This is a genomic window from Thalassotalea litorea (genome assembly GCF_043642205.1).
In the GTDB taxonomy this organism is placed as follows: domain Bacteria; phylum Pseudomonadota; class Gammaproteobacteria; order Enterobacterales; family Alteromonadaceae; genus Thalassotalea_A; species Thalassotalea_A litorea.
The window spans coordinates 1-24,279 of sequence record NZ_JBHZSG010000010.1 but is presented as its reverse complement, the minus strand read 5'-3'; the positions used below and the strand labels follow the sequence as shown (position 1 = coordinate 24,279).

The window sequence follows — 24,279 nt, the reverse complement described above, 5'->3', positions numbered from 1 at the left end:
ATATAACCGAAGGATACGTTGCTGCTCAATCAATTGGCATAGCAAACAACTCATCCCCGTTGATACCGGATTACACCGGTATCCATCTCAGATATCAATCAATCACTGCCGTAAAGTTATCCGACTGAGTGATATAAGGATGGTCTTCTAAAAAGATTTCGATCGCTTTTTTCACTTTTTGGCCAATAAAATCAATTTTATCGTCGAAGAAATGCTTGCGGTGATCTTCGCTATCAAAAATACCAATAACTTCACCATTTGCCGCAAAAATCGGGCAACAAAGCTCAGATTTCACTTTCGCATCACAGCGATAATAAGGACCATCATGGGCATCGACGTCAGGGATGTAGTAATGCTGTTTTTCCATTATCACCCGGGTGTTAATGGATTTTTGCAGGTACTCTTCAGAAATAGGAAATTCCGCTTTTGACATCTCGCCATTGTATACGTACTTCACTAACTTATCGCCATGGCGAAGGTAAATGCCGAACCACAGTACGTCGGTTTGTAGGTGAATCCAACGTACCAGACGATTTAATCGAGCCAATAAATCGACGAGATTTTTTAGCTGTTCTGGGTCCTGTGCATACTGGCGCAAGTCATACCGCTCCCCTTCTACTTTGTAGATTGGACAACTGCCATCTGGATTTAATTGTGGTTGAACATAACTTAATAGGTGATCATGGTTATCCAATTTGTTAATTGGTTCGTATAACACAGACAAAATATCAAATAAGCGCATAGTAACTCCGAACAAAAGACGTTTAGACGTCTAAACTTCTACGCATTATACACAAGCAATTTTATTGTGCTAGAAAAAAATCGTAATTAGTCATAATGCCGTACTGAATAATAATCGCTGGCAATGATTATGCGACATTGCCACTTTGATTTACTTACAAATGGAAGCCGAGAATGGAGGAATATCTGTCCTGCCTTGTGGCTTTGACGACCAGATTGTTATACTGAGTTTTAAAAAGAGGGGAAACGATGAATACGGTGCACAATATCAATCAACCGGACTTGGGTTTTGAAATGGAACAGGCGCGCATTGACATTATTAATTTACGATTAAGAACCTTTATTGGCTTTAATCCGGAAGAGCTGACCAAGCAACAGGATATCGTAATCAATGCACAAATTTATTATCCCGCCATGAGCGCTTGTGAATCGGATGAAGAATCTAACGCGCTTAACTATAAAACCATCACCAAAAAAATGATCGCTCATGTCGAAGACGGTCACTTCAAATTATTGGAAAAACTTACCTCAGATTTGCTCGCCATCGCTATGGAAGACAAGATCGTAAGTCATGCCAGTATTCAGGTAGAAAAACCGCACGCGTTAAGGTTTGCCGATTCGGTTTCGCTGACGTTAAGCGCGAAACGGGCTTGCTGATATGAGCTCAGCCAATATGATAATTACCGGCGCGGGAAAGCGATTCGGTTTCCATCTTGCAAAATTCTATCAACAACAAGGCTATCAGGTGTATATCAGCTACCGCAGTCATCGCCCGCAAATTGACGAGTTACGAGCCCTTGGCGTGGACTGCAAACAGGTTGATTTTCAGCTCGATGATGAGATCCAGGGATTTGTTGACCATATCCAAAGCCATTGCACCAGCATCCGAGCCCTGGTACATAATGCCTCAGATTGGTTGCCGGACAACAACGAATTATCCCCGTCGCAGACGTTAAGTCGTATGCTTCAGGTTCACGTACAGGCTCCCTATCAAATTAACCATCAGTTAGCACCGTTACTACGAGCGTTTAACCAACAACACGGACAGTGTGCAGACTTGATCCACATGACCGATTACATCGTAGATAAGGGCAGTAAAAAACATATGGCGTATGCGGCGAGCAAAGCGGCACTTGCCAACTTAACGCTATCGTTTGCAAGCCTGCTTGCCCCTGATGTTAAGGTCAACAATATCGCTCCGGCATTGCTGAAATTTAACGATTATGACGATGAAGCCTACCGACAGAAAACCTTGAAAAAATCGGCGTTAGGTAAAGAGCCGGGTTGGCAAGAAGGCATTGAGGCGGTCAAATATTTACTCGAAAGTGTCTATATGACAGGCCGTACCCTACACTTAGATGGTGGCAGAAACGTCGTTTAAACGGCCGTTTTGCTGCACAAGACCATTAGAAAGAGAGATTAGTATGAAATCTGGTTCATTGAAAAAGTCCCTGTCCGTTGTCGCTCAACACGACAACAGCGGCATCGCTCCAACCTTGAGTGCAGAAGCGATAACCGTTCGGGAAGCGCTGCTTGAAAAAGGCATAGAAACTCCGGTTTCGGTGCCATCAAAAAGTAGCAAGGCGTTTCAATTAACGGACGAAGAAAAATTGATCCGATTGGAATCAACCTTTGTCGAAGTGCTTGATATTCTGGGGCTTGATCGCCGTGATGACAGCCTGCAAGATACCCCAAAACGCATTGCAAAAATGTACCTCAAGGAAATTTTCTCTGGGTTGAATTACGCGAACTTTCCAAAAATCACCCTGATTGAAAATAAAATGGGTAACGACGAAATGATAGCGGTCAGTGATATCAGCGTCACCAGCACCTGTGAGCATCATTTTGTCACTATAGATGGTATCGCCAAAGTTGCATACATTCCCAACAAGACCATTATCGGCTTGTCAAAAATCAACCGAATTGTACGTTTTTTCTCGCAGCGTCCTCAGGTACAGGAACGCCTGACCCAACAAATACTCGTGGCGTTACAGGCATTATTGGACACTGAGCATGTCGCCGTCACCATAAATGCAGTACATTACTGTGTGAAGTCACGAGGGATTATGGATAGTACATCAAGCACGACAACGACCTCCCTAGGCGGTTGCTTTAAAAGCAATCCAGCCTCGCGCGCCGAGTTTTTGCAAAGTTAAAACTAAGTGGCAACTTCATCGTCGAATCAGACTGAGATTCGACGATGGAGCTGACCAGAGCCACCTGAAAAATGACGCTTTTGAGTATGGTCTTTACCCGCGAAACTTATTTTTCAAACAATGGCGATGCCATAGCATCTATCCTATTTACCCATCGCTTTTTTTACCAACTGTTGTTTTAACAGCGGCAGGTTATTTAAGGTTCGCATGCCGATACCGCGGAGCAATTTAGGGAGTTTTTGTTGAAGCGCAAATCCTTGCTTAATCGCTTCCATTGCCACCACCATTTGAGTTGCCTGGGCTTTTCGATAACGGGAGAACTCACCAAGTTTTTTATTTAATTGACTTACCTTGTCTGCCTGAGCAAATACTCGCTCACCGTCTGCTTCAGCAAAAATAGCCGTTAAGGTTTCAGCGAGTGCATTAACGTCTTGTAGACCGAGGTTGACCCCCTGCCCCGCTAACGGGTGAATCGTATGGGCGGCATCACCAATAAGCACCACCTTTTGCTGCACAAAATTATCAACCAATTGCATTTTTAATGGGAAGCTTAATCGTTCTGACACCAAACTGATTGTCCCTAATTTGCCATCGGTGGCACTGGTAATCAGTTGACTAAATTGTGCTTCACTCAATGTCTTTAATTCCGCAACCTTATCTGGCGGCGCAGACCAGACTATCGAACAAAGGGATGAATCATATAAGGGAAGCAGTGCCAACGGACCCGAGTCTAAGAATACTTGCCAGGCTGTATTTTCATGATCTCGTTCAACCTTGACCGTCGCTACCAATGCATGGTGATCATAGTCGCGAAAAGTCATCGGCAAGGCTAGCTGGCGTCGTACCCAGGAGTTCCCGCCATCAGCGGCAACCACAAGCCTGGCAAGCACCGGCGTTTGTGTCGCAAAACTTAAAAACACCTCACTCTCACCTACGGCAATACTGCTCAAGGGCTGTTGAATCATTTCGATTTGCGGATGCGCATCGGCCTGGCGATATAGAGCCTGGCGAATAACATCATTTTCAATTATCCAGCCAAGATTCTGCGTATTACCCGGTTCGGCAAACGTTAACAAGCCCGGTCCGTCTTTATCCCAGACGTGCATCTGCTGATAAGCTTGCAAGCGCTGCTCTTGCATTGCATCCCATACACCAAGGTTTTCAAACAGAGCCTTACTTGCGGCATTAATGGCGCTCACCCGAAGTTTTGGTTGCTCGGTCAGCTCAGCTAAAGGCTGGGGTTCAATCACCGCCACCTTTAGTTTTGTCTTCGAGGTAATGGCAATTGCCGCCGCAAGCCCGACGATGCCACCACCGACAATTGCTATATCAAATCGTTGCATAGGTTCTCGACCATTCTCATTATTCCTGCAAATAACCCATTGTTGTGGTTGCCAATAAACGCTTGATACCCGGCGTGTAATTTAAGGCTTTCAAACCAATATTGCGAGCAAGCACCAAAGGCAGATACTGATTGGAAAAACAATGCACCAATGAATCGGTTAATTGAATGATGGTAAACTGATCGACCTGACGTTGCTGCTGATAGCGATTGAGTAAAGGGTAATCACCCGGGTCCTCACCACGTTTCAAGGCGTTGGTGAGCAATGATGCCAGACACGCGACATCCCGCACTGACAAATTGAACCCCTGACCTGCAATGGGGTGCAATGTATGGGATGCATTCCCTAATAATGCCAGTCGATGTTGAATTATCTGTTTGGCATGGACTAACTGCAAAGGAAAGCACTGGCGTTTACCAATACGAGTAAACGGCCCAAGCCAATCGCCAAAGGCTTGTTGTAGGGCTTTGGCAAAATCGGCATCATCCATTGCCATTAAAGATTTACTGTCCTCAGCGGTCAAAGTCCATACCAGCGAGCATCGATTTTCCGTCATCGGTAACATGGCCAAAGGCCCGGTTTTGGTAAAGCGCTCGAAGGCTTTATTATGATGCGGTAATGCGGTTTGCACGTTAGCGACTATAGCCTGTTGTTGATAGTCTTTGTTAATCGTATCTATCTTAGCCAGTTGCCGACATCGTGACTGGCCACCGTCACAGGCCAACAGCGTGGCAGCGCTAATCATCTCGCCCTGTTGCAATTGCACCACAACCTGATGTTTTTGCCACTCGATATTGTCAATGCCATTACCAAAATATTCATCTAACTGGTGGTTGCTGCCAGCAACTTGCTCAAGCTCGGTATAAATGCTTTGAGCGATTGCCTGCAAAGGCGCAACATAGCCCAACGCATCGAGCTGATAATCCTGACAGTCAATGCGGGCTTTACCATAGTATGAACGGTCAGATACATGGATATTCTTTATCGCACAGGCGTGTGCTTTAAGATTGGTCCAGGCTCCGAGTTTTTCTAAATATTCAACACTACCGTAGGATAAAGCGATAACACGCTCATCAAAACCGCCGGTAGCTTGTTCCTTTAATGCACTATCGACCACCGCAATTCGCACCGGAGTGGAGGCTTGCTTAAGCACAGCTAAAGCCATGGCAGCGCCGGTAAGCCCTCCCCCAGAAATAACAATGTCGTAATTTACTTGTTCGCCCACCATAGCCCCTGGATTGTCCTGTTTTTATCCTTAGCGTTTCGCCATCAAAGACTCAATATCTGCAATGGTTTTTGGCGCATTAACCGTAAGGTTTTCATGGCCATTTTCGGTGACCAAAATATTATCTTCAATACGGATACCAATGCCTTTATAACGCTCATCAACATCTGCGTCTGCATCAATATAGAGGCCGGGCTCAATAGTCATAACCATACCCGGTTCAAATGGGCGTAGTTGGCGGCGATTTTCATCCATGTGGTAATCGCCCACATCATGAACGTCCAGCCCTAACCAGTGACCAAGACCATGAATAAAATATTGTTTACAGGCATTCTCTTCGAGCAATGTTTCAATGGAACCTTTTAGTATCCCTAACCGATGCAATCCTCTGGTCAGAACGTTATTGGCTGCTTCATTGGCTATGGCAAAATTACTGCCTGGTTTAATGGTTTCAATCGCGGCAAGTTGCGATTCAAGTACTAAGTTATACAGAGCTGCCTGCTCCGCGCTAAAGGTACCACCAACAGGAAACGTTCGGGTAATATCGGCGGCATAACCACAAAGCTCAGCACCGGCATCAATCAATAGCAATTCGCCGTCAAGTAATACGTCCTGGTTGTCGGTGTAATGCAATATCGTCGCATTCTCGCCACCGCCAACAATAGAACCGTAGGCTGCGGTGCGTGCACCATTACTGGCAAATTCATGCAATATTTCTGCCTCTACCTGATATTCAAATTTACCCGGTTGGCAAAACGTCATGGCTCTTTGGTGCGCGTTTCCTGAAATTTCATTGGCGCTACGCATAATGGCCAGCTCCGCATCGGATTTAATCAATCGCATTTCAGCCAACATTGGACGCGTATCATGCATGCTAACCGGCGCAGTGAACCCCTGCTTAACGCCGTTGCGTAGGATATCTAAAATGGCAAAGACCATGTCATCAAATTCTTTAAATTGTCCCTGAGCAAAATACAGTGCATCCCGGCCATTGAGGTACAAAGGTAATACCTGTTCCAGTTCAGACAAGCCATAGGCGTGCTCTAACCCAAATTCACTCTGTGCCACTTCGGGACCGACACGGCGTCCATGCCAAACTTCGGCTTGCGGATCTTTATCTCGGCAAAACAAAATGCATTCATTCGCATCAGAATTTGCGGCGACATCGCTCGCAGTATCTGCGTCATCGCCTTTGATTAACACCAACAGGGCATCGGGTTCATGAAAGCCACTTAGGTAGAAGAAATCTTTTTCCTGGCAAAAGAGAAATTCCGTATCCCGAGAGCGGGTGACTTCTTTTGCAGCGGGAAACAATGCAATGGAATTGACAGGCATTTGTGCCAGTATACGGTGACGGCGATTCTGAAATTCAGAAACATCAATGTGAGTTTTAGTCATAATAGTTGGAGTAGTTGTGAGGGTTAAACCAATCGCTAACCCTTTTAATAATTAATGTAAGGTCTTAGAATCTTGTTCTGGAGTTGGGTTATCGCCTAATTCGGCGAAACAAAGTAAAGAGGAAATGCGCACATATTCCAGGATTTCATAGTAGGCCTCTTCCGTCTCTTCATCATCTTCTAATTCGCTGGACAAATTTGCGATATCGGAAAAGTCTTTGATGATTTCCTGAACATCTTCAGAATAACTACCTTTTTGTTTTTGCAGTAGACCAAACCCCAAATTAAACCCCTGAACCCATGCGCTGATCGCCTGACCGCGTTCGAAAATCGATTCATCATCATCTGGCAACAATAACTGGAAACTGAAATTTTCATCGACGATAGACTGCACTATTTCGCCAAATAAGACTTTCATCTGACGGTGCATGGCTTTTGACAAAGTTTCGCCATTATTAAACAAGTCTTCGATAATTTGCAGATAGTCGGTTTTATCGAATGAGTATCCCGCAGCGACAATGCCGGTAAGGAAACCATGAATTTCAGACGCGTGGGTTTGCAGGTTCTCCCCGCCTAAAAACGCCTGAAGTTGCGTGAAAGAAATTAACTGATTTTGTGTCATAACACTTCATTCTACAAAGGGATTGTGAATATCGTACCACTGCCTACCAACCTAAACCAGTTTAGACGCGAATATTCACGAATAAAAGGTAGGTGAATTGCTGGTAATTTAGATAAGCAGAGCTATCAAGTCATGTCCGTTGGATATAACGTCTGGCGGCTTTAATTTCATGTCGCTGGCAGCAACATTCAAAATCGAGTGGTGTCGGTTGCTACCGGTTTTGCCACAAGCGGTACCAAGACTAAATAGGACAATAAGGGAAGCGCTGGTATCTTTATCTCATCGAGTTATGTGTTATTACGATATTGTTCGTGGTGTTGAAGAAATCATATTGCGCCCTGACATAGTCTGCGTTAAAGTGCCACCCGTTCTGTCAAACGAGGTGTCGATAACGTAATTATCCGACATACTCTTTTCGTGGTGAGAGCGATTTCTAACGATGCTATCTTCAAGATATTAAAGAAGTTATCGATAAAGACACATTAAAATGCTCGCTACATTTTTTCACGCCTCACCACGTCTTTTACCATTTACTACAAATTTATACAGGTCTTCTTTGCGGAAGTTTTGTATAATTAAAGTTCAAGTTCCCTGGGATGTTTGATATTAACTATGTCCCTGAGCCGATAATTCTTAACTTAGGGGGTTTATCGGTTGCTATTGAGCAAGCCCGGCTTGTACCGGGAAGCCTGAGGCAATTGCGCAACCTCCGCCTTGAACACACGGTTGTTCAAGGGCTGACGTTGGTACCGGCATTTTGGGGAACCCTTCTTTTGTTAGCAGCGAAATTTCGAGGCGTTGCCTGTACGCTTTGGTGACAAAGTATAGGCCTTTCGTTGACACCCGCTTGAAGACTTCGCAGGTCAAGCTAACGTTTTTGAACTCGCGTCATCGACTTTTGGCTACCCCATTGCAAGCTGATACCTCAGCCTTCTTGTACGCTTTTTTTACATCTGCTCTACATTTTCTTTTCATTTTGCGTTAATGTTGGCTTGTCGTCCTATCTTACAAAAGATAACAATAACCAAAAGAAGTAGAGTTATGAAAAAAATCGCCTTAGCAACAACGTTAGCCCTCAGTTCGTTTTTCGCCCAGGCCGATACCATCGCGGGTGTTTATATCGGTGGTCAGGTTTGGGATATGCAAGCAGAGGGTAGCTTTGGAAGCTCCGAGCAATTACAAGCCTTTGAATTGGAAGATGACAACAAAGCCAGCTACTGGGCTGCTTTAGAACATCCAATTCCATTATTGCCTAATTTAAAACTTCGTCAAAATGAGCTAGATACCATGGGTATGGCCGATGTCGATAACTTTGAATTCGGTGACACTGTATATGATGGAGACACGCTGGTAAGTGCCGAGCTGGATCATCTTGATGTAATTATGTATTACGAACTCTTCGACAATGCCATTTTTAGCATCGACTTGGGTGTTAACCTGAAATATGCCGAATACGCAGTAACTGTAAGTGCGGATGATATAAATCCCGTATTCAGCGAAGAAACGGTCGATTATGACGGTATCATCCCCATGCTTTATTTGGCAACCGAAGTGAGTCTTTTAGGTACCGGTCTGGATGTATTTGCAGAAGGCTCGTGGATTGGTTTTGATGATCACAATGTCTATGATGCCATGGCTGGTCTGAAATATTCCTTCGTGGATAATCTCATTGTTGATTTAGATATTCGTTTAGGATACCGAGCAATGAATTTTGATATTCAGGACCTTGATGATATGTATCTTGATACCCAATTTGATGGTGCATTCGCCGGTATTGAATTTCATTTCTAAACGCTAAACCATTGGCAAGTTAGAAATAGTCAAACATAATAGGGTCAGAGATAATACTGGCCCTTTTTTATTTACGGCTGGTAGCAACTATGGATTATTCAGGATTACGAAAAGCGCTGAGAGAGCGGCGTCGCAGGCTGAGCAAGGCCCAGCAGTTTCACGCCAGCGAGCAACTTTGTGCTAATCTTCAACACCTTTGTCGTTCACAGCATATTCGCACCCTTGCCGGTTATCTGGCCGCAGATGGTGAAATATCCCTTGCGCCATTTTTTCAATGGTGCTGGCAAAACCACATAAAAACTTACGTGCCAGTGCTGCATCCTTTTAGCCAAGGTCATTTACTCTTTCTCAATTATCAAGCCAGCACGCAATTACAGATAAATCGCTATAGTCTTGAAGAGCCCGTCCTAGATGTCAACAAGGTGCTGCCCACGGCTAATATCGAATTACTTCTCGCCCCGCTAGTTGGTTTTGATGGTAACGGAAACCGGTTAGGCATGGGCGGTGGCTATTATGATCGAACCCTGAGCTCCTTTCCTGAACTACAGCAAAAAACCATCGGCGTGGCGCACCGTTGTCAGCAGGTAGATAAACTCACCCCACAGCCCTGGGACATCCCTTTGAGACACATAGTTTCGGTCTAACTATTTCACACGGTTTTTACTGCACTTTCCTCAATGAGTCGTAACGCCGTGTTAGCGTCACCATCTACCAGTTGAACTATCGGTACAGATATCGATAACACTACAGGTTGAATTATTGGTTGAACTATCGATAAAACTATCGATAAAACTATCGATAAGAAAATAAGGCCAGGCGACAACATAAACAGCAGACATTTGACAAAAAATATCGCCGCATCGAATAAAGCGGCGATATAAACGTAAATAACAATTTATTTACTGCCAACATAAATAACGACTTTGCCATTTACATCGGGTTGATAGGCACTAATATCGATAATTTCAACCGAATCATCGACTCGATACTTAAATGAAACCCTCCGGTTTAAATACTCTGATGTATCCTGAGCGCCAAACGTATGGGCAAAGGTATTGATATCCTGTTCATTACACCTCAGGATTTGGCTCATCAAGCGCACATTATTGCCGTATGAGCGCCTAACCTGCATTTTTAAAGTTGCAAGATCATCAGATACCGCAGAGACACAGGTTTTGGTCTCGTTAGAGTTATCTACTGCAACAAATTCATATTCAACCGCCGAGCTAGTTGCTGATGCCACAATTAAACCTGCAGCGATTGCGGACAATAACATTTTCATCACTTCCTCCTAGATCATTTCCGTTGAGAATTTCGACTTATGTTCCATGACCTTTCATCAATGTCTAGATTTTCGCTTTGCTCCAAGAGCATTGCCGTTTGCAGCGACAGAACATCTGTATATTGGACAACATCGCAACCATTTTGCTTTATCTGCCATCGCGGCGGACGCATTGGCAGAAGCTATAATGACGACAAAATATTCTCGCCTTCACCGTTAATATTGAGTCTGCTAAGCGTCTGCTAACGGGTTTTCCGTATTAGCGTTTTTCGCTATCGTTGCGAGGTTATTAGCAAGTGTGTTTATATTCTATTCGCCAAACAACCTGTTAATTAAAACGGATTATCGATTAAAAAACCTGAGGATTACCTGAGGAATAGACGATTAATTGGTCTACAAACTAATTAATATCAACAAGTTAGGTGATATATTTTGAAAACTATGAGGAAAGCTGTGATCGAACTTGGATAGGATTATCAATGTGGGTAAATTCGTTTGCGCATGCTTGTCCAAAGCTCTAATAAAAACCCTGATTAAAACCTTGTCTAATGCGCAAAGTATCCAGAAAACAGACATTGCGATATTTAGCGAAGGATACGACCATTTACGATAAGATTGTGTCGGCAATTAGAAGACAATCCATAAGGCTTAACGCTATAATCGAGCCAACGTGTCGAAAAAGGAAACATTATGACTCAAGACGAAATGAAAAAAGCCGCAGCGGTAGCCGCGTTAGATTATGTCACACCCGACAGTATCGTCGGTGTTGGAACTGGCTCGACGGTTAATTTCTTTATCGATGCGCTGGCAACCATTAAACATACCATTGCCGGGGCCGTATCCAGCTCTGAAGCTTCAACACAAAAACTTAAAGCCCATGGCATTGAGGTGTTTGACCTCAACGACGTTGATGTGTTGGATGTTTATATCGATGGTGCAGATGAAATTACTGAGCACATGCATATGATAAAAGGAGGCGGCGCCGCCCTTACCCGGGAAAAAATTGTCGCAGCAGTTGCCAGAAAGTTTGTGTGTATCGCCGACGCCAGCAAGCAGGTTGGGGTTTTAGGTCACTTCCCTTTACCGGTTGAGGTTATCCCTATGGCACGCAGTTATGTTGCACGCGAGTTAGTTAAACTCGGTGGCGACCCAGAGTATCGCCAGGGCGTGGTAACAGACAATGGCAATGTCATTCTTGACGTTCACAATATGAACATTTTAAACCCTGTAGAGATGGAAGCAAACATTAACGCCATCGTTGGGGTGGTAACCAATGGTCTGTTTGCCAAACGTGGCGCTGATGTATTGATCCTTGGTACTGAGCAAGGCGCTAAAATTATCGAGTAACACCACCAGAATCGATTCAGTATTTTCTCATGAGTATAGCCTGTTGCTAACCTCATGATAAACCCGACATCGTCGACGCAAGTCTGAATCAGTTTAAGTGAATAGTAAATATCCAAAAAAACACTTTTGAGTTTTCACTCTATATGTTAGTTTAGCTGTCTAGCCATCTAAACAGAATTATTTTGCAGAGTTAGTACCCATGACCCGACAATCGTTGCACAAAGATAAGATCCGAATTTTATTGCTTGAGGGTGTTCACCCAAGTGCGGTAGAAACGTTAAAAGACAATGGTTACAGTAATATTGAGTATCTTAAGAGCTCGTTACCCGATGACGAGTTAAAAGAAAAAATTGCTAATGTCCACTTTGTCGGTATTCGCTCCCGGACTCAATTGTCGGACGACGTTTTAAGTCATGCGAAAAAACTCGCAGCCATCGGGTGTTTTTGTATTGGAACCAATCAGGTCGATTTGCCAGCTGCGCAAATACGAGGAATTCCAGTCTTTAATGCACCTTTCTCGAATACCCGTTCGGTTGCCGAATTGGTGATTGGTGAATTATTGCTGTTGTTTCGGGGCGTGCCAGAAAAGAGTGCGTTAGCCCACCGTGGGGCCTGGTTAAAATCCGCAGCCGGTTCCGTAGAAGCCAGGGGGAAAACCTTAGGTATTGTCGGTTACGGCCATATCGGTACTCAACTCGGTATTCTTGCCGAGCACTTAGGCATGCGGGTTAAGTTTTATGATATTGAAACCAAATTACCTTTAGGTAACGCCAGTCCATGTAAAACTTTAGAAGAGTTATTAAATTGTGCCGATGCCGTTTCTTTGCATATTCCTGAAACCGCTGAAACTCAGGACATGATCAGTACCAAACAATTTGCACAAATGAAAGATGGGGCGATCTTTATTAATGCTTCGCGTGGCACCGTTGTCGATATCGAGGCTTTGGCTCAGGCACTTAAAAGTAAAAAAATCGGTGGTGCTGCAATCGATGTATTCCCAGTTGAACCAAAATCTAATGATGATGAATTTGTTTCACCATTGCGTGAGTTCGATAACGTTATTTTGACCCCGCATATAGGTGGTAGTACGCAGGAAGCTCAGGAAAACATCGGCATTGAAGTAGCAAGTAAGATCATTAAATATTCCGATAACGGTTCTACGGTTTCCGCAGTAAACTTCCCGGAAGTTTCTCTACCCGCAAACGTTAATCGTTCACGCTTATTCCACATTCACCATAACCGACCGGGTGTTCTGACACAAATTAACCAGGCATTTGCCGACCGGGAAATTAATATTGCCGCTCAATACCTGCAAACCGACGATAAAATCGGTTATGTGGTCATTGACTTAGATTCGAAAGACAGTGATATGGCGCTCAAAGAATTGAAAGCCATTGAAGGCACGATTCGAGCCCGTTTAATCCACTAATTAAGGACCTTCGGGTCCTTTTTTATTGCAAGCAAATTAACACCAATAAGAGACAAAGCCGGTAACCTTATACCAATACCAGCTTCTGACGTTTGTGGCTGCCCCAAATCAATCTCCAACAACCATTACCTGAAAAATACGATTATCAGGGAAAATCTCGCAGCCAAACCTACCTGGAAATGCTTGAGGTAATGTAATACCAATCATGGCTACAAAATGCTACAAACAACATCAATATGTAACTTTTTGTAATTACATCAGTTTTAGAAAAGTAAACGCGGGCTGCCGGGTTCCTCCCCGAATTATTTATTGCTAATTCCTAAAAAAATCGCAACTATGTGATGCAATCGAATTCGGTGATTGTAGGCAACGCATGAACACCATGTTTACCACTATAGTCTATTGCGGTTTGACGAAAACCCGAAAGCACCCCGTCAACATTACCAGAGAATCAAAATAAGCCGGTAAAAAGCTTTTAAGTTGAGATCGATAGTGGGAATATAAACAAGTGAGGATGTGTAAATTTTTCGTTTGCACCCTTAAAAGCGTTAGATAAAATCAGGTTAAAAAGCCACGTTAAAAATAACGTTAAAACACAATTAAATAACATAAAGATAGAACACTCTTGCGGCTTTTAAGCCATGTCAAAATAACAAGAAGGGAAAATCCAATGTCAAATGTCATCCAGTTATTAGAGCGTTTAGGTGAACAAGCTAACTTGTCTTCACACACGTTAGAAAACCTACAAAAACAAATGGCGGATTGCGGATTGTCAGAGCTCTCTCAGGAAGCGATTTTAAATGGTAATGCCCAAGCTTTGGAATCACTGTTAAATTTATCACCCAACCTATGTAACATCGTTCATCAAGATGCAGGCATGGATCCAAAAGACAGTAAAGATAATGCCTTTGACGCCCCTAATCAGGCATTAACTCGTCAATCCACTGCGATATAAACGCAATCACTTGATGCTGTTCGCTAATAAAGAATTCATGCTGTGATGTTATTTTTCCTGTCAATTACACCTATATGGATTAGACAAATCCAGAGGTTAACCGCGACTCTGCAGCGTTATGACTTGATGCTGACAGCATTAACCTTTGATTTACCGAATAAATTTCGCACAGCAGCATCGAAAACTCGGCCAAAGACCAAGCGCCATTACGCCAAAGTATTGAACACTCTGCCACTTGTTGTGGTCATGATATTCGTTTGCAATGCGCCAGGGTATGCACAGAGTCAGGCTACCCCTCTGCAACACTCAACCATGCAGATAGAAACTTTCAGTCAACTCGAGGCGTGGCTGCATCATTGGCAGCAACAACTGAAAATCAGCGGTTCTCAGCAAACTCGGGAAATCAATGAATCGGTAACGAACCAGTTCAATCAGGAATTCAATCGTAAATTGGTCAGCATTGAACACAATCGCACTAAGGACAGTCCGCGGTTTATTCAATTCATCAATGCATTGAATCTTTTTATTGAAACACACCAAATTCGCCTTGATAAAGACAGCCACACTCAATGGACCTATATCAATGCCCAAAAGGAAATACAGGCGAATAATATTCCTCAGGCACGAGCACTGCACGAACAATTAGCTGAGCATAACAATCACATCGTTCGTGCCCGGGCCCACTACAATCTCCTCAATATAGCAATCATTACTGAAGACTATGAACTTGCGATAAAATATCAGCAATTGGTCAGAGAAAACCTCGCTATTTTGGCCGATGGGAAAACCAAGAATACCAGCATATTGATGCTGGCATATTTTTATAATTTTTTGAAAGAGTATTCGCTCGCATCTAAATCATTAGAGCAAATTTCACTGGCTAGCTTAACCCCTAGAGACCGTTGTATTTATCAGCTACACCGTTTTAATAGTGAGAAAAACATTAGCAGCGCAGAAACCATAGAAAGAACTTTCTATCAATCCGAATTGCAATGTTTGACGATTAACGAGCCTTTATTGTTTAACGCCATATTATTCAACATGATCAATTATTACCTGAAACATGGACAACATGGTCGCGCTGAAGGATTGCTGAGTAAATATCAACCTCTAATGGCGAAAGACAATTACCATTACGCCGAAAACCTTAAAGTTCGTTTCGCCTATCAACTTGCCGTGGGGCAAATGGATATGGCAAAAATAACAGCCTCCGAGTTAACCATTGAATTAACCCGGTTAGAAGAGCTAAAGCGTTCTAGTCGCTATATTGCTGACAGCTATCAATTACTTGCTCAGTATTATTCACAGTTACAGGACTTTGAACGCGCCTTGGGTTTTCTAGAGAAATATCGATATCATCAGGAATTTAACAAGGATATTGAACTTGCCAAGGCGCAGGCAAGAGAGCAAATGCTACAAGCCCAAATGCTCGATGAAAGCAAACGCCTGCAATTAAAAAATAATCTTCTGAGCAACAATGAAAAGCAGCAGATTGCTCACCAAGCCTTGTATTCAAGTATTAATAATCAAATTGCGGTTCAGTTTTCGCTATTAACTCTTTCTATGCTGACGCTTGTACTCTATGTATTTTTACGCCGATATCAACGCATTATGTCGCCGTTAAAGCAACGTCTGAAGCTCGATAGTGTAAGTGGTGCAATAACCAGACAAGAGTTAGAAACGTTAACCTCTGAATGTTTACCTGGTTGGTACAATAACAAAGTTCCGGTTGGCGCCATGCTTGTTCAGATCCCTAGGTTAAACCAGTCTGGAATTGATTTGTCTGGGGAAAAGGTACCGCAAGATTTATCTGAGAATGCATTGTTGTTAAAGGGCAACTTATCCAAACATCGTTTGTGGGAATATCAGCAGCAGTTGATGGCGCAACAGACGGTCGATACTATTTTGTCCGCAGCTAAAAAGAAACTTAAGATAACCAATAGCAATGCATGTCAGAAGCAATTAAAGCTAATTAATCAGGTTAAGGGGTTATATTACGCCTTGTTTAAGGACCAGGAATATCAGCCTCATCAACATTCTATATTGGTAGCCCGAGCAAGCCAGCACAAATTTATCGTAATGTTGAATCATGTCAGTAAACAAGAGACGATAGTATTTTCCTCCGAGCTGCAACAACAGCTGAGCATACAATTGGCCATTCCCGGCATAAAAATCGGAATCACCCATAGCGATAATAGCGGCTATCGTTTTCGATATATATTGATGGACTTGATTGCAGCGGTCCGAACGGTAACCTCCTGTGCCGAAAAACCCATAACAAGTGTTGACACTAAGTTAAACAGTCGTATCAATTCCAGGCCTGAAGCAGCAATACAAACTTGCTACGAAGGAGTTGCCTATTGCCCACAAACCATTATTGAAAGTCCGAATTATCAGGATAACCCGTCAGCAACCTTGTTTAAGCAAAAAAAACACATAAGCAATGTCAGATATCGCGATGATAAGCTAGGCAGCAAAGGTCCGGTAAGCACCTTAACTTCAAAGGAGGCAGGCGATGTACCAAATACTTAAACTCTCATCCTGCAGGCTTTTGAAAGCGCCACTAAATATCATTCCGATGGGAAAATATGCAAATAAGGCTTTGGCGTTTTTATCACCTACAATGAGCGCAAATATAAAAGCTGCTGCCCTCGTGCTTATTGTGTTTTTTTGGGGGTTCTCGGTCCACCCGGTAACGGCAAATACCCAGAAGGACGTTGATAATAACCAACAAGGTGTTGTATCGGATAATGTGGATTATCAGAGCTGGACAACGGCAGAACTGCTTACGAGCGCTGAAAACTATCGTTCAACCAATATCAAGCTCAGTCAAACACTCCTGGATATTCTTGAGCTCCGTGCTTTAGATAGCTCCGAACAGGCACAGTACGAATTTCTGCGAGCGTATCATTTAATCCTTATCGGAAATTATCAAGCTTCCTTAAAGGCATTTATCGAACAATCCAAACATAACGATGTTAATGTGCGTTTGCAGGCATTTTCTTATATTTTAAACTTGCATTTACTAGAGCGCGATTACCAACAAGCATTTTTACAATTGGACCGTATTCTTGCATTGCTACCTCACCCAGATATCGAACCGAGGCTTTATACCAAAACTCTTATGGGGATAGGCTATTTTCATAATAAACTCGGCGCTTATCGCCAGGCCCTGGAATATCTAGGACAACTCACCAATCGTCATTTAACCAGTCGGCAACAATGCTTAGTATTTGCGCACAAACTGGATGCGTTAATCGGATTAAATCAAACATCACCAGACGATATTTTATATCACGCAACCGTTGCGCATTGTAGGAATATCTCAGAGCACATTATCGTTGAAGGCGTACTGGCAGATATGGCGCAGTTGCAGCTACGTAAAGGCAACTATACCTGGGTAATTAATACGCTGGAACCACAACTTTCACAAGTTGAAAAGCATGATTACCCGATGAATATGGCTGAGTTTTATGCGCACCTTGCCGTCAGTTACTACCATACAGACAATCACCATAAAGCCTGGTTTTATGGCACTAAGGCCATGTCATATTCGCCATCTTTGAAAATTAATCCAAGCCTGTACCAAACGGCGAAAATAATGGCATTACTTGCCAAGTCCTTTGGCACACCTGAACAAACCTATACCTATCTGGCCGATGCCTTAGAGCGTCAGAAAAATAGTTTTATACAAAAGCGTGCACAGGAAAGCGTACGTAAAAATCTTGAGTTTGAATTGGAGAAGAACAAGGCACTTTTCGCTGAACTTAGTCGGCTTCTTGCCAAACAAAAATCCCAGCTACGTATCGTCAATCAGGAAATTAACACCTTAGATAATCAAAACCTTGTCAGTTTAGGTTACATTGCCCTTGCCATAATTATTGTCCTAGGTCTGGGTATGAGTGTATTTGGCATCCGCAAATCTAGAAATGCATTGCGAGCTAAGTTGCAATTAGATCCCTTGACTCAGGTTTATGATCGTAGTCATCTGGTTAAAATTTTTAGTGCAAAATGGCAGGTTATTCAGAGTCAGGAACAACAAACTGCTTGTCTATTTTGTTTACAGTTGAATCAATTATCTGACATCAATTATCGTAATGGCCACAACCTGGCCGACTGGCTAATCGAAAAAACCGCGCAAATTCTTCGTAATAATGCGCCGCACACCAGTCTCATAGGCCGTTACAAAGGAAGTATGCTGGTTATGTTATTGCCCTCTACCGACATGCACAGACTACTACAGATTCACAGCAGGATCATCGCTCAAATCGATGCCCTCAACCCTTCCATATTTTTAACCTATAAATTTCCTTATCATACCACTAGCATGCTGGTAGACCTTGCCGGGCGTAAAGAGAATATGTATGGACTATTGGCCGACTGCGAATCAAAAATGCGTTTGCAAAAAGCCATAAACGGCCACAAATTAATCGTTGAAGATTCGCCTAATAAAGACGTTTCGGCTACCCAGGTGGCCGTGGATGCGACGAACGGTTTAGAGAGAAATAGGGTTCGAACCCCAGAGTAATAGCAATTACAGTAAGTTTATTGCGCAGCTATGAGTTAAAGCCATAAATGGGCCTCTGATAAACTCCCCAAGCGGTGAGTTTTAACGATACTGGCTTTCAAACCAGCTTTCTAAGATAACGACGGCAGACTGACAATCGATATTATCTTTTTGCAGGTTTTTATAACCGCCCTGAGCAAACAGGCTTTGCTTGGCATCCGCGGTGCTCAGGCGCTCATCTTGCATCACCACATTAAGACCAAAACGGCCATGCAATCGATTCGCAAATTTTTTGGCTCGGGCGGTAAAGGGCTGTTCAGTTCCATCCATGTTAAGCGGCAAGCCCACCACCAGAATATCCGGTTGCCATTCGTTGATAAACGCTAAAATCAAATCAAAATTGGGGATACCATCTTTTGCCTTTATTGCTTTTAATGGCCTTGCCGTACCGGTAAATTCCTGGCCAACGGCGATACCTATATGCTTGGTACCAAAATCAAAGCCTAATGCGGTGCGAGAACCAATGGAAGCGGACAAAGATACATCTCCTGAGAATACGGGTGTTTTAAAGGATTAGAGTTTAAAAGGAATTGGCTTGTTCTACAAGAAAACCGCTATCAGAACGTCCTGGCCCAAGGTTAAGTTAAACCATCAAAGTTACCGTTACCTGTTAAAGCCTGAAACGCGACGAAATGCCGATGGTTCTCTGCAACGACTAATCCCCACATAACACCATTAAAGAATAAATTACTCATTCGTCGATAGATTGTCAGCGGTAGCGCGAAACAGTGCGTTTGTTCTTGCGATACCGCTGAGCTTTCAAGCGATGACAGGGGTTATTCTGGTCACTAAATCTAGGCGTGGCCGACTTCGCTGGAAAGATGGCCGAGATCTATACCTAACTTCTCTGCTGCCCGCTGCCAACGCAGTTCAATCGGAGTATCGAACAGTATCTGTTTATCCGCATCGGTATTTAACCAGGAATTTTGCTGTAATTCCTGCTCCAACTGTCCCGCAGACCAACCCGCATAACCTAAGGTCACGATAAATTGTTTTGGCGCTCGCTCGGTACCCAGTGACTGGAGAATATCTTTTGAGGTGGTGATCATAATGTCATCTTGCAATGTTAATGACGAATGCCAGCCATCCTGACCACTGTGTAACACAAAGCCGCGATCCGGAGATACAGGGCCACCTGCTAGCACTCTCTGGTTGCTAACATCCTGCAGAGATTGTTTGGCGTCTATCTGTTTAAGTAATTCTTTGAGGGTGATGCGAACTGGGATATTAATCACTAATCCCATGGCACCATTTTCGTTATGCTCACAGATGTAAGTCACCGTTTTGGTAAAATACGGATCATTTAGGCTGGGCATCGCTATCAACAACTGATGTTCTAAACTTTGCACGCAAATCTTCCTATGCTTGGACCAGGAAGCCAGTGCTGACACTGGCTTTGCGTTTATTGTTATTGTTGAGGCGTATTCTGGTTGATATTTTCTTCAATGGCATCCATCAATTTACCACTGATATTAATTGGATATGCCGCTTCAATTTCACGAATACAGGTTGGGCTGGTCACGTTTATTTCGGTGACTTTATCACCAATAACGTCAAGCCCAACAAAATATAAACCACGCTTTTTAAGTTCTGGAGCTATGGTTTCAGCGATGAGACGATCGCTGGCTGACAAAGGACGCGCGACTCCTCGCCCACCTGCAGCAAGGTTTCCACGCGTCTCGCCTTTGGCTGGAATACGAGCCAGACAATACGGCATCGGCTCACCATTTACGATCAGGATACGTTTATCACCATCCACAATCTCAGGCATGTACTCTTGGATCATAGCATACTGGCTACCATGTGCCGTCAAAGTTTCAATAATCACACCAACGTTTGCTTCGTCTTGTTTCATTCGGAAAATCGACGAACCTCCCATACCATCCAGAGGTTTAACGATAACATCCTGATACTGCTGATGAAAATCACGAATACGTTGACTATTTCTGGTCACCAGAGTCGCTGCAGTTAAATCAGGAAACCAGGCAGTAAATAATTTTTCATTGCAATCTCGCAAACTCTGCGGTTTGTTGACAATAAGGGTGCCGTTAATTTCAGCACGTTCAAGCATATATGTCGCATAAATGTATTCAGTATCAAATGGTGGATCCTTGCGCATGATAATAGCGTCTAAATCCGCTAAACCAATATCTTGCTCATTGGTAAATTCATACCATTTTTTCGGGTCATCAAAGACGCGAACGGTTTTGGTGGTTGCGCGCGCTTCCCCCTGCAACATATATAAGTCGTCCATCTCCATATAGTGCAGTTCGTAACCACGCTTTTGTGCTTCGAGCATCATTGCCATACTCGAATCTTTGGCAATTTTCACCGTTTCAATAGGATCCATTACCACGCCAAGTTTAATCGTCATTGAATATTCCTGAATTGTTGTTCGTCGCCAACTGGGCGATGTCAGAATTAATAGTTGCCATTCTAGTTCAGCCGTATTAACAAGTTAAGGGTTAACGTAAATCGCCAAAACGACATTGCAAAGCGGTTATTGCCGTCAATGCTGCTGTTTCGGTTCGCAAAACCCGCGGCCCTAGCAATACGTCGGTATAACCCCATTGTTCGGCCTGCTCAATTTCTGCGTCGCTCAAACCACCTTCAGGACCGATAAGCAAGCGTACCTGATTGTCATGTATCGCGGCCAAATCTTCCATAGGTAAATTGATAATAGAATGTTTGGCCCTTGGGTGGAGGTTAATTTTTAACGCCTTATTTTGTTGTTTTAAAAACTCGCCCAGATAAATTGCATCATTCACCTTCGGCACAAACGCACGGCCACTTTGTTCACAGGCAGCAATAACAATTTTTTGCCATTGTGCAACCCGCTTTTGCCTGCGCTCACCACTGAGCTTGACACCACAACGTTCACTGAATAACGGCGTAATTTCGCGAACTCCCAGTTCAACGGATTTTTGTAAGGTAAAATCCATCCGGTCGCCGCGCGATATCACCTGTCCAAGATGCAGCTGCAATGGCGACTCATTATCCACAGGTATAGATTCGTGGATCTGGATACTGGCTCGCTTTTTTGAAACGTTGGTCAGAGTCGCCAGATAATCATGACCATCACCGTTGAAAACGCCAATGCAATCACCTTCGGTCAAGCGAAGAACTCGCACCACGTGACCAAACGCATCCTCGGATAACGCCAGAGTCGCTCCACTAAGTAAATTTTCAGGAAGATAAATACGTGTTTTGGGCGTCATAGTTTTTCAATTACAAAATTCGCTTCAAAGTAATGGGCATTGTACGTAAAAACACGTTGAAATGAAAAGCAAGATACGGATAAACAAGTCCAACAGAACGATACCAGTGACATACGAAAGGATCTGTGTTTGCAGCAAACACAGCTCACTAAAATCAATGAGCCGTGCGCTAACTTAAGTGGTCGTTATTCGCAGGTAAACAGGAATCACAGTGGGTTAGATTCCTTAGCCTATGGTACTGTGAGCGTAAATCGACATGATTAATATGCTAAATGGTAATAGGTATTTCACGAAGATTCGATATTTTAACGGCATAGCTTACTCCTTGTTGATAACGTAAGGAAACGCGCTACAACACAAGATTGTGAATTGCCGAGCTGGCCTCCAAATAAGCGACAGACGTCCAGACCTTATTCAACAAACTGACTTGCATTAACCATGCCTAAATAAAAAAAGCTTACAAAACATACTATTAAATTAACTAATCGAAGACTAAGAATGACGGGTGTTAAGTGTCCTGACATTATTTAGGGTTAACACAACATGGATCATCCATTAATGTCACTGAACCTTTTTAGACGTCTAGACGTAAAAAAGTAGATTTCTCGTTTTTGAGAAGGTAGAATTCGCGATATGTTGAACTTGGCGTATGCTTTTTATCTTACGGCCAGGCAGTTGTTGCGAACGAGACTACGACTGAATTTTTAATAGACAGAGGCATTATGGCAAAGCAATTCTTTACTTCAGAATCGGTTTCTGAAGGCCACCCAGATAAAATCGCCGATCAAATTTCTGATGCGGTACTGGATGCAATCATTGCCCAGGACAAACATGCGCGAGTAGCATGTGAAACCATGGTAAAAACCGGCGTTGCGATTATCTCCGGAGAAGTGACTACCGAAGCCTGGGTAGATTTAGAAAAAATTACCCGTCAGGTCATTTGTGACATTGGTTATACCTCTTCTGATGTGGGTTTCGACGGCGAAACCTGTGGCATTATGAACCTGATTGGCCAACAATCGCCAGAAATTGCCCAAGGTGTTGATCGTGCCAAGCCGGAAGATCAGGGCGCCGGAGATCAGGGGTTAATGTTTGGTTATGCAACCAATGAAACAGAATCTTTGATGCCAGCACCGTTATATTACTCGCACCGTTTGGTCGAGCGTCAGGCGGAAGCCCGTAAATCCGGGATCCTGCCATGGTTGCGCCCCGATGCAAAATCTCAGGTTACCTTTGTTTATGAAGATGGTAAGCCCGTTGCCATTGATACCGTTGTTTTATCGACTCAGCATAATGCCGATATCAAACAAGACGACCTTTACGATGCGGTAATGGAAAATATTATTAAGCACACGCTTCCGGCAGAATTACTGACCAAAGATACCAAATATCATATCAATCCAACGGGTCGATTTGTTATCGGTGGTCCTGTTGGTGATTGTGGCCTTACTGGTCGTAAAATTATCGTCGATACCTACGGTGGCATGGCTCGTCACGGTGGTGGTGCGTTTTCCGGCAAAGATCCATCGAAAGTCGATCGCAGTGCCGCATACGCAGGCCGTTATGTAGCGAAAAATATCGTTGCAGCAGGTCTTGCCGACCGTTGTGAAATTCAGGTTTCTTATGCCATCGGCGTTGCTGAACCAACCTCGATCGCCATTGAAACGTTTGGCAGTGGAAAAGTTAACGAAGACAGATTGGTTGAACTGGTCCGTGAGCATTTCGATTTGCGCCCATACGGCATTACCAAGATGCTCGATTTGTTGCATCCCATGTATCAGCAAACCGCCGCATATGGCCACTTTGGTCGTGAACCCTATGAGATGACCGTTGGTGAAGATACCTTTACCGCATTTAGCTGGGAAAAAACGGACAAGGCCGACGCATTGCGCAAGGCAGCCGGATTAGATTAAACCCGGACGTATTTAAAAGGGCATGCGTGCCCTTTTTTAGGATCTGCTCGTTGAGAAACCCCTCAAGCATTAAGATGGAAAGTGAAGAGAATAGGAAAAACGCAGCAAGATTACCGCATTTATCTTGCTATCAATCGTATAAAAAAGGCAGAGCGTTAGCTCTGCCTTTTTTATTCCGTCTGACGGATGATTTATACCAATCACATTAAGTTTGTACACAACTCAGAGTTAGGGCAGAGGTTCAGTTACCACATAGATTTTATTGATATAGTCATTCTATATTAATGAAATAT

General features: G+C 43.5%; 21 protein-coding genes and 1 other RNA gene. 12 read left to right on the top strand and 10 right to left on the bottom strand.

The window, feature by feature from the left end; genetic code table 11:
* Window positions 1-94: 94 nt before the first annotated feature.
* A complete protein-coding gene (locus ACHUFQ_RS07025) occupies window positions 95-742 on the bottom strand; it encodes a GAF domain-containing protein (protein ID WP_394174255.1) in 648 nt (215 codons plus the stop codon).
* 293 nt (window positions 743-1,035) lie between these two features.
* Here ACHUFQ_RS07025 and folX point away from each other — a divergent pair, with 293 nt between their 5' ends.
* Genes folX through folE form a run of 3 tightly spaced genes read left to right on the top strand, consistent with a single transcriptional unit; the run spans window position 1,036 to window position 2,897 of the window.
* On the top strand, window positions 1,036-1,398 hold the full coding sequence (gene folX, locus ACHUFQ_RS07020) for a dihydroneopterin triphosphate 2'-epimerase (protein WP_394174388.1): 363 nt from the start codon (window positions 1,036-1,038) through the stop codon (window positions 1,396-1,398).
* A gap of 1 nt (window position 1,399) precedes the next feature.
* A complete protein-coding gene (folM, locus tag ACHUFQ_RS07015) occupies window positions 1,400-2,122 on the top strand; it encodes a dihydromonapterin reductase (RefSeq protein WP_394174253.1) in 723 nt (240 codons plus the stop codon).
* Window positions 2,123-2,165: 43 nt separating this feature from the next.
* The gene (gene folE, locus ACHUFQ_RS07010; protein ID WP_394174251.1) at window positions 2,166-2,897 is read left to right on the top strand and encodes a GTP cyclohydrolase I FolE; all 732 of its coding nucleotides are present in this window, start codon (window positions 2,166-2,168) and stop codon (window positions 2,895-2,897) included.
* A gap of 143 nt (window positions 2,898-3,040) precedes the next feature.
* On the opposite strand, the gene ACHUFQ_RS07005 is transcribed toward folE, so the two are convergent.
* From ACHUFQ_RS07005 to ACHUFQ_RS06990, 4 genes are read right to left on the bottom strand one after another with little or no spacing between them, the layout of a single operon-like run.
* Entirely contained in the window at window positions 3,041-4,240 is a 1,200-nt protein-coding gene (locus ACHUFQ_RS07005; protein ID WP_394174249.1) for a UbiH/UbiF/VisC/COQ6 family ubiquinone biosynthesis hydroxylase, read from the bottom strand.
* A gap of 19 nt (window positions 4,241-4,259) precedes the next feature.
* Window positions 4,260-5,465, bottom strand: a complete 1,206-nt coding sequence (gene ubiH, locus ACHUFQ_RS07000; RefSeq protein ID WP_394174248.1) for a 2-octaprenyl-6-methoxyphenyl hydroxylase — start codon at window positions 5,463-5,465, stop codon at window positions 4,260-4,262.
* Between the two features lie 30 nt (window positions 5,466-5,495).
* The gene (gene pepP / locus ACHUFQ_RS06995) at window positions 5,496-6,863 is read right to left on the bottom strand and encodes a Xaa-Pro aminopeptidase (RefSeq protein WP_394174246.1); all 1,368 of its coding nucleotides are present in this window, start codon (window positions 6,861-6,863) and stop codon (window positions 5,496-5,498) included.
* A gap of 51 nt (window positions 6,864-6,914) precedes the next feature.
* On the bottom strand, window positions 6,915-7,484 hold the full coding sequence (locus ACHUFQ_RS06990) for a UPF0149 family protein (RefSeq protein ID WP_394174244.1): 570 nt from the start codon (window positions 7,482-7,484) through the stop codon (window positions 6,915-6,917).
* A 585-nt stretch (window positions 7,485-8,069) separates the two neighbouring features.
* Here ACHUFQ_RS06990 and ssrS point away from each other — a divergent pair.
* The 3 genes from ssrS to ACHUFQ_RS06975 all read left to right on the top strand — a co-directional run bounded on the left by ssrS (window position 8,070) and on the right by ACHUFQ_RS06975 (window position 9,919).
* Window positions 8,070-8,252, top strand: a non-coding RNA gene (gene ssrS / locus ACHUFQ_RS06985) — 6S RNA.
* A 273-nt stretch (window positions 8,253-8,525) separates the two neighbouring features.
* Window positions 8,526-9,275, top strand: a complete 750-nt coding sequence (locus ACHUFQ_RS06980) for a TIGR04219 family outer membrane beta-barrel protein (RefSeq protein WP_394174242.1) — start codon at window positions 8,526-8,528, stop codon at window positions 9,273-9,275.
* 89 nt (window positions 9,276-9,364) lie between these two features.
* Window positions 9,365-9,919, top strand: a complete 555-nt coding sequence (locus tag ACHUFQ_RS06975; RefSeq protein ID WP_394174240.1) for a 5-formyltetrahydrofolate cyclo-ligase — start codon at window positions 9,365-9,367, stop codon at window positions 9,917-9,919.
* Between the two features lie 251 nt (window positions 9,920-10,170).
* Here the strand turns inward: ACHUFQ_RS06975 and ACHUFQ_RS06970 are convergent, their stop codons facing one another.
* Window positions 10,171-10,557, bottom strand: coding sequence for a DUF3718 domain-containing protein (locus tag ACHUFQ_RS06970; RefSeq protein ID WP_394174239.1), 387 nt, complete (start codon window positions 10,555-10,557; stop codon window positions 10,171-10,173).
* A 690-nt stretch (window positions 10,558-11,247) separates the two neighbouring features.
* Between ACHUFQ_RS06970 and rpiA the strand changes: the two genes are divergently transcribed.
* The 5 genes from rpiA to ACHUFQ_RS06945 all read left to right on the top strand — a co-directional run bounded on the left by rpiA (window position 11,248) and on the right by ACHUFQ_RS06945 (window position 18,816).
* The gene (gene rpiA, locus ACHUFQ_RS06965) at window positions 11,248-11,904 is read left to right on the top strand and encodes a ribose-5-phosphate isomerase RpiA (protein WP_394174237.1); all 657 of its coding nucleotides are present in this window, start codon (window positions 11,248-11,250) and stop codon (window positions 11,902-11,904) included.
* A 199-nt stretch (window positions 11,905-12,103) separates the two neighbouring features.
* A complete protein-coding gene (gene serA / locus ACHUFQ_RS06960; protein ID WP_394174235.1) occupies window positions 12,104-13,333 on the top strand; it encodes a phosphoglycerate dehydrogenase in 1,230 nt (409 codons plus the stop codon).
* A gap of 670 nt (window positions 13,334-14,003) precedes the next feature.
* Window positions 14,004-14,288 carry a hypothetical protein gene (locus ACHUFQ_RS06955; protein ID WP_394174233.1) on the top strand — a complete coding sequence of 95 codons (285 nt, stop codon included), beginning with the start codon at window positions 14,004-14,006 and terminating at the stop codon, window positions 14,286-14,288.
* 42 nt (window positions 14,289-14,330) lie between these two features.
* Entirely contained in the window at window positions 14,331-16,820 is a 2,490-nt protein-coding gene (locus tag ACHUFQ_RS06950) for a hypothetical protein (protein WP_394174231.1), read from the top strand.
* Window positions 16,804-18,816, top strand: coding sequence for a tetratricopeptide repeat-containing diguanylate cyclase (locus ACHUFQ_RS06945; protein ID WP_394174229.1), 2,013 nt, complete (start codon window positions 16,804-16,806; stop codon window positions 18,814-18,816). Before ACHUFQ_RS06950 ends, ACHUFQ_RS06945 begins: the two co-directional genes overlap by 17 nt.
* A gap of 81 nt (window positions 18,817-18,897) precedes the next feature.
* On the opposite strand, the gene ruvX is transcribed toward ACHUFQ_RS06945, so the two are convergent.
* The 4 genes from ruvX to rsmE form a co-directional block, all read right to left on the bottom strand.
* Complete coding sequence (ruvX, locus tag ACHUFQ_RS06940; protein ID WP_394174228.1) at window positions 18,898-19,332, bottom strand: Holliday junction resolvase RuvX; 435 nt, start codon at window positions 19,330-19,332, stop codon at window positions 18,898-18,900.
* Window positions 19,333-19,649: 317 nt separating this feature from the next.
* Window positions 19,650-20,204: a YqgE/AlgH family protein gene (locus ACHUFQ_RS06935; protein WP_394174226.1), complete on the bottom strand. Its 555-nt coding sequence runs from the start codon at window positions 20,202-20,204 to the stop codon at window positions 19,650-19,652.
* 59 nt (window positions 20,205-20,263) lie between these two features.
* Window positions 20,264-21,229, bottom strand: a complete 966-nt coding sequence (gene gshB, locus ACHUFQ_RS06930) for a glutathione synthase (RefSeq protein ID WP_394174224.1) — start codon at window positions 21,227-21,229, stop codon at window positions 20,264-20,266.
* 91 nt (window positions 21,230-21,320) lie between these two features.
* Window positions 21,321-22,073, bottom strand: coding sequence for a 16S rRNA (uracil(1498)-N(3))-methyltransferase (gene rsmE, locus ACHUFQ_RS06925; RefSeq protein ID WP_394174222.1), 753 nt, complete (start codon window positions 22,071-22,073; stop codon window positions 21,321-21,323).
* A 722-nt stretch (window positions 22,074-22,795) separates the two neighbouring features.
* On the opposite strand from rsmE, the gene metK reads away from it, so the two are divergent.
* Complete coding sequence (metK, locus tag ACHUFQ_RS06920; RefSeq protein WP_394174220.1) at window positions 22,796-23,986, top strand: methionine adenosyltransferase; 1,191 nt, start codon at window positions 22,796-22,798, stop codon at window positions 23,984-23,986.
* Window positions 23,987-24,279 lie beyond the last annotated feature (293 nt).

What these genes read in the sequence shown, in the direction of transcription:
- ACHUFQ_RS07025 (WP_394174255.1), bottom strand. Translation starts at nt 742, where the DNA reads ATGCGCTTATTTGATATTTTGTCTGTGTTATACGAACCAATTAACAAA.
- folX (WP_394174388.1), top strand. Translation starts at nt 1,036, where the DNA reads ATGGAACAGGCGCGCATTGACATTATTAATTTACGATTAAGAACCTTT.
- folM (WP_394174253.1), top strand. Translation starts at nt 1,400, where the DNA reads ATGAGCTCAGCCAATATGATAATTACCGGCGCGGGAAAGCGATTCGGT.
- folE (WP_394174251.1), top strand. Translation starts at nt 2,166, where the DNA reads ATGAAATCTGGTTCATTGAAAAAGTCCCTGTCCGTTGTCGCTCAACAC.
- ACHUFQ_RS07005 (WP_394174249.1), bottom strand. Translation starts at nt 4,240, where the DNA reads ATGCAACGATTTGATATAGCAATTGTCGGTGGTGGCATCGTCGGGCTT.
- pepP (WP_394174246.1), bottom strand. Translation starts at nt 6,863, where the DNA reads ATGACTAAAACTCACATTGATGTTTCTGAATTTCAGAATCGCCGTCAC.
- ACHUFQ_RS06990 (WP_394174244.1), bottom strand. Translation starts at nt 7,484, where the DNA reads ATGACACAAAATCAGTTAATTTCTTTCACGCAACTTCAGGCGTTTTTA.
- ACHUFQ_RS06980 (WP_394174242.1), top strand. Translation starts at nt 8,526, where the DNA reads ATGAAAAAAATCGCCTTAGCAACAACGTTAGCCCTCAGTTCGTTTTTC.
- ACHUFQ_RS06975 (WP_394174240.1), top strand. Translation starts at nt 9,365, where the DNA reads ATGGATTATTCAGGATTACGAAAAGCGCTGAGAGAGCGGCGTCGCAGG.
- ACHUFQ_RS06970 (WP_394174239.1), bottom strand. Translation starts at nt 10,557, where the DNA reads ATGAAAATGTTATTGTCCGCAATCGCTGCAGGTTTAATTGTGGCATCA.
- rpiA (WP_394174237.1), top strand. Translation starts at nt 11,248, where the DNA reads ATGACTCAAGACGAAATGAAAAAAGCCGCAGCGGTAGCCGCGTTAGAT.
- serA (WP_394174235.1), top strand. Translation starts at nt 12,104, where the DNA reads ATGACCCGACAATCGTTGCACAAAGATAAGATCCGAATTTTATTGCTT.
- ACHUFQ_RS06955 (WP_394174233.1), top strand. Translation starts at nt 14,004, where the DNA reads ATGTCAAATGTCATCCAGTTATTAGAGCGTTTAGGTGAACAAGCTAAC.
- ACHUFQ_RS06945 (WP_394174229.1), top strand. Translation starts at nt 16,804, where the DNA reads ATGTACCAAATACTTAAACTCTCATCCTGCAGGCTTTTGAAAGCGCCA.
- gshB (WP_394174224.1), bottom strand. Translation starts at nt 21,229, where the DNA reads ATGACGATTAAACTTGGCGTGGTAATGGATCCTATTGAAACGGTGAAA.
- rsmE (WP_394174222.1), bottom strand. Translation starts at nt 22,073, where the DNA reads ATGACGCCCAAAACACGTATTTATCTTCCTGAAAATTTACTTAGTGGA.
- metK (WP_394174220.1), top strand. Translation starts at nt 22,796, where the DNA reads ATGGCAAAGCAATTCTTTACTTCAGAATCGGTTTCTGAAGGCCACCCA.